The following is an 8,116-nucleotide window of genomic DNA, read 5'->3' on the forward strand; positions in this document are numbered from 1 at the left end:
GGTCAGATCAGGATTGTCCCGGTTACGAGCAACGGTTGGCGGAAGTCCGCTTTGGACCGCATTACGGACTCGGGTCAGACCGCGCGCAATGTCTCAAAAGTGCCAGAACCGGAAGTCGGCAGTGTTAGCTCATTGGCGGTAACGAACTGCGCGACACGGTCGAACTCGTCGCAGCGGGGAACCTGCCGAACGACGGCAAGGTGATCACCGACGAGCGCCGGTGGTGTAACGATCAGGCGGGTGGGAGCAGCCGGTTAACCTGGAACTCGGCGAAGTATTTGGCGAACATCGCCTCGGTATCCATCACCTCGGTGAAGCCGGCTTGCATCAGCTTGATGGTGGAAACAATCGCCGGCGGCCCGGGCTTATTGCGGCCATAGCCCATGGTGTAGTCGGCATATTCGAAGGACAGGCCGACGAAGTCGCGCAGATTGCCCGAGCGCAGCCCGTGCCGGGCGCGGATCGTTTCCCATTCAGCCTCGCGCGGGCGAATGTCGCGGTCGAGCGAGAGCGGCACGTGACCGCCCGGCCGCATGCCCAGCGACGCGGCAATCGCGGGCCAGATGTTTTCCCAGACGAACACGTCGCCGTTGGAGATGTTGAAGATCTCGTTGCGGGCGCTTGCTGCCTCACCGGCCCAGGCGATGGCGCGGGCCAGTAGGTCGGCGTCGATCGCTTGGGCTACGCGCGGCGCGCCGCCGGGGAAGGGCAGGTCCAGCCCTGACTCGCGCCGCAGGGCGGCATAGACGCCAAGGGCGGGGATCACGTTCATGGCGCTGCCGGTGGAATAGCCGACGATCAGCACTGGACGCAGGATCGACCAGGTCCAGTCCTTGCCCCGTTGCAGGTCGCGCAGGTGGCTTTCCTGGTTCCAGTAGAAGTTCGGCTGCTCGTGCATTTCCGAGCGGTTTTCCCGCGCCGGCACCGAAAGCGGGCGGACGTGCACCCCATAGGCCTTGGTGCCCTGCAGCAGTGTCACGTGGCGTAGATTCTTCGCGCGCCGTTCCAGCGGGTCAATCAGGTTGCGCAGCATCCGGTCGTTGGTCTCGATCTGCTCGCGTTCCTGCCAGCCGGCAACCAGTCCGGGGCGTTCGTACAGGGCGGCGTATACCAGATGGGTAACGCCGGGCAGGCTCGAGGCAAGCTGCTCGCAGGCGGCGGCGTCGTTCAGGTCCAATGGCAGAAAGCGCGCTCCATGCGTATCGTCGGGCGCCCGCCGCGACAGGGCGATGACGTCGCAATCGGGATCCACGCCGAAATGCCTCATCGCCGCATAGCCCACCAGCCCGCTGGCGCCGGCGATCAGGACCTGCTTGCGCGGCATGGCTCAGGCCTCGTGCGGTGCGGGCGCATTGGAATGGAAGGCATTGGTTCTTGACCTCATTGGCGTGACTTCAGCCTTGCCGGCCTGCGTGAACCTTGCGGCACCCCATCCGCAGCCCAAGCGCAGGCTTATATAGCTCGCATGCGGCCAAAGAGTGGAGTAACTTTCAGGCCGCAACTGCAAGAACAAATATATGCCTCGGAAAAGAAGAGGCGTGAGGGGGAAAAGACATGCTCAAGCTGATCGGTGCCGCACTCACCGCGGCCTTTCTTGTTACGACATCGGCGGCGCTGGCCGCCGAAAAGCCGAATGATCCGGACATTATCCATATCGGCGCCCTGTTCGCCATGACCGGCAAGACCAGCTATTACGGCACGGTAATGAGCCAGGGGATGAAGCAGGCCATCGACGAGATAAACGCCAATGGTGGCGTCGACGGCATCAAGCTCGAAGCCGACATCGAGGATCATAAAGGCGGCGTGGCCAAGGATGGAGTGGACGGCTTCACGCGCGTGCGCAACCTCTATAACGTGCAGGCGGTGATGACTTCGTTCACGCCGCCGACCTTGGCCATCGCTCCGATCGCCGACGAGCAGAAAATCTTCCTGATTAACGGCGGCGGCGTCAGCAACAACCTGGTCGGCGCCTCGAAATACCTGTTCCACAACCGTTCGCTCGCCTCCGATCTCGGTCGGGCTGCGGTCGACCACGCGCACGATCTGGGCTTGAAGAAGATGGCCGAGCTGGCCTGGAACTCGGACGCCGGCGACAATATCGTCAAGACCGTGGATGAGATTTGGAAGAAGGACGGCGGCACGGTGGTGGCGTCGGAAAAAATGGATGTCGGCGCCGCCAACATCGATACCCAGATAGCTAAGATTCGCGCCGGCAATCCTGACTTCGTCGCCCTGTGGCTGTTCAGCCCTGACCCGGGTCTGGCCGCTAAGCGCATACGTGATTTCGGCCTGAAGGTGCCCTTGATCGGCGTGGAATATACCGCCGACGTGCAGAAGCTGGGTGGTGCGGCGCTGGAAGGCTACGAATTCACCTCCGACTATTTCAAACCCTCACCCGACGAGCCTTGGTCGGCCGCCTTCGCCAAAGGCTACAAGGAACGCTACAACGCCGATCCGGATTTCTATGCTGCCAATTACTATGAAGGCGTCTATGTAATCGCCGAATCCATGAAGCGGGCCCGCGCCAAGGGTGGCGATTGGTACCATGGCGACAAGATCGCGGCGGCGCTGCGCGAAGACCCAACCTTCAAGTCGGTCTATGGCGGCAGCATGGAGTTCCAAGCCAACGGCGTGGCCAAGAAGCGCGTGGCGCTGTTCAAGGTCGAGAACGGCGACAAAGTGTTCGAGAAATATATTGAAGCCAAGTAGCAGGCGCGTTCGAAGGATGCCGGGGCCCATGGTTCGAGGCGGTCGCCGCGCGGCCACCTCGCCATGACGGTTCGTTACGGCTTGCGCATGCCGTAGGGGTGCCCGGTGCGCGCATCTCAAGGCAAACGGGAGTCATGGCTACACGCCCGCCTGAGTTCAATCATGGATCTTTTTGCGCAGCTTTTCGTCAACGGCCTGATCAACGGTAGTCATTATGCGCTGCTCGGCGCCGGCTTCGGCTTGATCTTTGCCACCACCCGCATCGTTCACTTCGCTTACGGACCGATCTTTACCGCTGCCGCCTATGCAGCCTGGTTCGCCGCCAATGTGCTAGGCCTGCCGATCGCTGCCGCCATGCTCTTCGCGGCACTGGTCGCCGCCGCCCTCGGCACCGCCACCTATCAATATCTTTATCTGCCTTTCGAGCTGCGCCAAAGCTCGTCGCATGTGGCACTGATTGCTTCACTCGGCCTGTTCATCGTGCTGGAAAACCTGATCGCCATCGTCTTCGGCACCGGCGGGCGCGTGGTCGACGGTTACCAATATGACATCTTTCTTGTCGGCCCGGTCTATTTCAGCTCGGTCCAGCTCGGCCAGGTGATCGCCATGATCGTACTGACCGCGTCGCTCGGTGTCTATCTTGCCCGGACCCGCCACGGCAAAGCCATCCTGGCCACCACCGACAATCCGGAGATGGCGCGCATCATCGGCATCGACACGGTGAAGGTGTCGCGCCTGGTGTTCGCCATCGGCTCGGCGCTGTCGGCCATTCCGGCGACGCTCATCCTGCTCAAGGACGGGGCGACGCCGAGCATGGGCTTTTTTGCTGTCTTCATCGCCTTCGTCGCCGTCATCGTCGGCGGGGTCGGCTCTCTGCGCGGCGCCATCGCCGGCGGACTGGCGCTCGGCATGGTGGAAAGCTTGGGTCTGTGGAAGATTCCGACCGAGTGGCAAAGCTCCATCGCATTCATCGTGCTGTTCCTGGTGGTGCTTCTTAGGCCGCAAGGCTTGTTTGGCCGGGCGGTGAACTGACATGGAATATGTCCTGCACGTCCTGGTGATGGTCTGCATCTATGGCATCCTCGCCATCTCCTTCAACCTGTTGGTCGGCTTCGCCGGTTTGTTCGCGATGGCCCAGGCCGCCTTCTATGCCTTCGGCGCCTATGCTACCGCCATCCTCACCCTGAAGCTCGGCCTGCCTTTTCCCCTCGACCTGCTGATCGGCGTGGCGTTGACCGGTTTCATCGGCGCTCTGGTCGCCATCCCAGCGATCCGCATATCCGGCACTTATTTGGTGGTGGTGACCTTGGCTTTGCAGGTGATCGTCATCGCCGTCGCCACCAACTGGAAAAGCCTCACCGGCGGAACCGACGGCCTCCGCGGCGTGCCAAGCCTGCATGTCTTCGGCTATGCCCTCAACAATCCGGGACGGTTCCTTCCCGCCGCGATCTTGGCGCTCGGCGTCTGCTTCTGGATCGCCTGGCGGTTGACTAATTCGCCTTTCGGCCGCGCGCTTCGCGCCATGCGCGAGAATGAATCCGCCGCCGAGGCGATCGGCAAGGACCTGCTTTATATGAAGGTCGCTGTCTTCGCTTTTTCGGCCGGGCTCGCCGCCGTCGCCGGCTCATTGTTCGCCCGTTATCTGAACTACGTCGGCGCCGAAAGCTTCGGCATCGATGAGACCATCTACATGTTAGCCATGGTGATCCTGGGCGGTACCGGCAATCTTTGGGGCTCGCTGCTCGGCGCCGCGCTGCTGGTGGTCCTGCCCGAGTTGCTGAAATTCGTCACCTTGCCAACCGAGATTGCCGACAAGTCGCACCTCATCATCTACGGCGTGCTACTAATCGCCATCCTGCGGTTACGCCCACAGGGGTTACTCGGCGAGCGCAGCACCATGCGCCATCTGCCCCATGTCGACGGCGCAAGTAGTCACGGAGTGTCCATGCCCAAGCCATTGCCGAAGGGCGAAGTCACCCTCGAGGGGCGCGACCTGCATCGCCGCTTCGGCGGCATCGTCGCCGTAGCCGGCTTCGACATCGTTCTGAAGAGCGGCTCGATCACTGGCCTGATCGGACCGAACGGCGCCGGCAAGACAACGGCCTTCAACCTGTTGACCGGCTTCCTCTCGCTGGACGCTGGCAGCATCAGCTTTCGTGGCCACGACATCACCGGGCTGAAGCCGCATGACATCGTGCGCGCCGGTGTCGCCCGCTCGTTTCAAGATCTGCGGCTGTTCACCAAAATGACGGCGCTGGAGAACGTCATGGTGGCGCTCCCCGACCAGACCGGCGATCGGGTGCTCGATGTATTCTTCCGGCCGATGAAGATCCACCGCGAGGAGCACGAGAACCTGATCCGGGCCCGCAACGTGCTGGATTTTGTCGGCCTCACACACAAGGCCTATGAGACAGCGGAGAACCTGTCTTATGCCGAGGAGAAACTGCTGGTCGTCGCCCGGTTGCTCGCCACCGGCGCTGAGGTATTTCTGTTCGACGAGCCTTTGTCCGGCCTGGACCGCAGCACCCTGGCGGAAATTTTCCCGATCGTGCGCAAGCTAGCCGACAACGGCAAGACGATCTGCATCATCGAGCATAATCTCGACGTCATAAAGGAGTTGTGCGACGTGGTCTATTTCCTCGACGAGGGCCATGCCATGGCCATCGGTACCCCTAGTCAATTGATGAACGATTCGACCTTGGCATCGCGGTATTTCAAATGAGCGCCGCCATCCTGGAAGTGCGCAGCCTCGCCGCCGGCTACGGCAAGAAGCAGATCGTCAACGGCATCGATCTGGCGCTCGGCCGCGGCGAGATCCTGCTGGTGCTGGGCCATAATGGCGCTGGCAAGACCACACTCATGCGCGCCATCTTCGGCCTGCTGAAGCCGACCGCCGGCGAAGTGACTTATGACGGCAAGCCGATTGCCGGCCGCTCGCCTGGCGACAATGTGGCCGAGGGCATCGCCTTCGTGCCGCAGGGCCACGGCATCTTCCGGACTTTAAGTGTGCGCGACAATCTGGAACTCGGCGGCTTCATCATGTCCAATAAGGCCACGCTGCCGGCACGCATGCAGACCATCTTTAAGCTATTTCCGATCCTGGGCGAGCGCCAGCAGCAGATCGGCGGCACGCTCTCCGGCGGCCAGCAGCAGATGCTGGCCATTGGCATGGCGCTCATGCACGAGCCGCGCGTGGTCATACTGGACGAGCCGTCGATCGGCCTGGCGCCCAATCTGGTCGACCGGGTGATGCAGAGCATTGCCGAGATCAACCGGAGCTTCGGCACCTCCATCCTGATGGTGGAGCAGAACGTGCACTACAGCCTGCCTATTGCCAACCGGGTCGCGGTACTGAAGGCCGGCCGCAAGATCTACGACGGGCCGCCGGCGCATTTGCAGGACGACGTCGAATTGATCAAGCTGTTTTGAGGCCTACGTGTATCGAAAATCGTGATGAAGTCCGCCGAGTGTTGCGTCCCATCTGCGGCGGCGGCGGCTTCACTCGGCTGCAGCGAGACTCCGTACGACCGTGGACACGATCCTGCGGATCGCTTCCGACGTCGGATACGAGTCGGAAGCTGCCTTCAACCGCGCATTCAAGATCGAATTCGGCCTCCCGCCAGCTCAATACCCGAATACATACAGGGCGCTCCGAAACGCGTATCTGCGCATGACTCGGGGTCGACGCAAACTAGCAAAAGTAGCAAACTAGCCATGCTACGGGGATCGAAACCAGGTGAACGGCGGGGCGGCCGGCAGCGCGGCGTGCCGAACAAGGCGACGGTTGCGAAAGCCGCAGCGCTAAAGGCGGCCTCTGCGGACCCGACTACTACGCCGCTCCAATTCTTGCTCGGCGTGATGCGGGATCCGAGTGCTCCGCCTGCGCTTCGAGTTCAGGTCGCCCGCGCCGCCGCGCCACTGGTGCATGCGAAACCGGGAATTGCCTCGCTCGGGGATCGAGCGGACTAGACTGGCGCTGTCAGGGAGGCGGACGGGTTTGCTATCGACATTGGAGAAGCAAAGGCCTTGCGGGACATGGAACATCGTCTCGCAGTTTTATACCGAAAACGGTGCGCGCCCATTGAGTGTGGCGGTCCCCTCAGGAAATCGTGGAGGAAGCCGAACTCGACGCAATGTACAAAAAAAGGCGGCGGCCCTCGTATGTCCACCGGGTTACTCGCCAGGCGACGATGGCAATCGACTTCACCAACTGCATTGCAAACGCATGTCGCCCCCTTCGTGCGGCGGTGGCGATCTGAAAGGCGCCGAAGATGAGGAGGAAGCGTTCTTGACGGCTCGGGTCGCTGCATATCAGCACAGTCCGGAAGGGCGTGATTTGGACCGAATAATGGCCCTGGAAGTATATCGTCGATATCGCAGTGACGAAGAGCAAGCCGAGCTAGACGAACTGAGAATTCTCATTAGGGTGTATGGGTAAGGATGCTTGCGCACGAGCTCAAAATCGACATAGCCGCTATCGCCCCAGATAAAAACAGAGCGGCTTTGGCGCACCTTTTGCGCCAAGCCGCTCTTCAATACGCGGAGTGGTGATTATTTCGCCCCGGATTCACGCTTGTTCTTTGCGTACAGCTTTTTGTCGGCGTCGCTCACTTGGAAGATATGCGTCGCGGGGGCGGCTGCGCTCGCCGCAGGTGCGTAGGACAAGTTGGCCGCCTGTGACGGCCGGCGCTCCGGCGCGCGTAGCGGTTCAAGGCGTGCGTATCAACGTCGGTGCCCGAATGCGCGGGATGTGGCGATAACATCGATCGTCCTCGGGGTACGTCCAGGGCAGGGGCGGCCCGCCGCTCTTTCTTCAAACGGATCATGTGCACCGGCGGCGATGGTGTCGGACCTTCCAGCCAGCCGTATCCGCCGTTTTCCACGCACTAGCCGATTATAGGGGAGGGCTTGGCCGGCCGGCGTCTCGTCGCGGGGTGTTGCATGAAATCATCACCCTGGGTCGAAAGTGGGCGTCGGGCGGGGTATTCTTTTGACTGTGCGGCGGGACGGTCGTTTCGTTCGAGCAGGGGCGCACGATAAGGCGGTGTACCATGCGTGAAGAATTCGCTTCTTACAGCTTCCTCGGTGTGGCCGTTGCCGGCCTTGTCCTGCTTTGCTCTGGCTTGGTCGCTCTCGCAATTAGCTGATCTCGATCGCGGACGGTGCGACGATCCGGATAGCCGCCTGCACGACTCTAGGAAGCCCGCTGGTGAGTCTGGGATTTGGCCGGTGTTATATGTGCCATCCGATCGGCGCCCACGCAGGGCGCCGCCCCTCACGGCCACGACGGGTCATTTTTTACTGGGCTCAGCGTCGGCCGAATTCCGCTTCTGTCGCGCCTCGTCGTGAACTTTCTTCATCAAGGTCTGGACCGGGCTCCAGCAGATCTCGCACAGGTCCCGATTTT

The 8,116-nt window shown here is 61.7% G+C and carries 5 protein-coding genes and 1 pseudogene; 5 read left to right on the forward strand and 1 reads right to left on the reverse strand.

The features are described 5' to 3' along the window. Nucleotides 1-232: 232 nt before the first annotated feature. Nucleotides 233-1,324 carry an SDR family oxidoreductase gene (locus E7813_RS01755; protein ID WP_291570253.1) on the reverse strand — a complete coding sequence of 364 codons (1,092 nt, stop codon included), beginning with the start codon at nt 1,322-1,324 and terminating at the stop codon, nt 233-235. A 230-nt stretch (nt 1,325-1,554) separates the two neighbouring features. Here E7813_RS01755 and E7813_RS01760 point away from each other — a divergent pair, with 230 nt between their 5' ends. The 5 genes and pseudogenes from E7813_RS01760 to E7813_RS26095 all read left to right on the forward strand — a co-directional run. Next, nucleotides 1,555-2,709: an ABC transporter substrate-binding protein gene (locus tag E7813_RS01760; protein ID WP_291570256.1), complete on the forward strand. Its 1,155-nt coding sequence runs from the start codon at nt 1,555-1,557 to the stop codon at nt 2,707-2,709. A 162-nt stretch (nt 2,710-2,871) separates the two neighbouring features. Further along, the gene (locus E7813_RS01765) at nt 2,872-3,741 is read left to right on the forward strand and encodes a branched-chain amino acid ABC transporter permease (protein WP_291570259.1); all 870 of its coding nucleotides are present in this window, start codon (nt 2,872-2,874) and stop codon (nt 3,739-3,741) included. Between the two features lies 1 nt (nt 3,742). Then, nucleotides 3,743-5,431, forward strand: coding sequence for a branched-chain amino acid ABC transporter ATP-binding protein/permease (locus tag E7813_RS01770; RefSeq protein ID WP_291570262.1), 1,689 nt, complete (start codon nt 3,743-3,745; stop codon nt 5,429-5,431). After that, nucleotides 5,428-6,138, forward strand: coding sequence for an ABC transporter ATP-binding protein (locus tag E7813_RS01775; RefSeq protein ID WP_291570265.1), 711 nt, complete (start codon nt 5,428-5,430; stop codon nt 6,136-6,138). The genes E7813_RS01770 and E7813_RS01775 overlap by 4 nt, the downstream gene beginning before the upstream one ends. Before the next feature lie 49 nt (nt 6,139-6,187). Beyond that, a pseudogene (locus E7813_RS26095) lies at nt 6,188-6,421 on the forward strand (helix-turn-helix domain-containing protein); the annotation flags it as partial. Between the last annotated feature and the right edge of the window lie 1,695 nt (nt 6,422-8,116).

Source organism: Bradyrhizobium sp. (assembly GCF_004799405.1).
Lineage (GTDB): Bacteria > Pseudomonadota > Alphaproteobacteria > Rhizobiales > Xanthobacteraceae > Bradyrhizobium.

Coding starts and splice junctions, on each gene's coding strand:
- E7813_RS01755 (WP_291570253.1), bottom strand. CDS start 1,324: ATGCCGCGCAAGCAGGTCCTGATCGCCGGCGCCAGCGGGCTGGTGGGC.
- E7813_RS01760 (WP_291570256.1), top strand. CDS start 1,555: ATGCTCAAGCTGATCGGTGCCGCACTCACCGCGGCCTTTCTTGTTACG.
- E7813_RS01765 (WP_291570259.1), top strand. CDS start 2,872: ATGGATCTTTTTGCGCAGCTTTTCGTCAACGGCCTGATCAACGGTAGT.
- E7813_RS01770 (WP_291570262.1), top strand. CDS start 3,743: ATGGAATATGTCCTGCACGTCCTGGTGATGGTCTGCATCTATGGCATC.
- E7813_RS01775 (WP_291570265.1), top strand. CDS start 5,428: ATGAGCGCCGCCATCCTGGAAGTGCGCAGCCTCGCCGCCGGCTACGGC.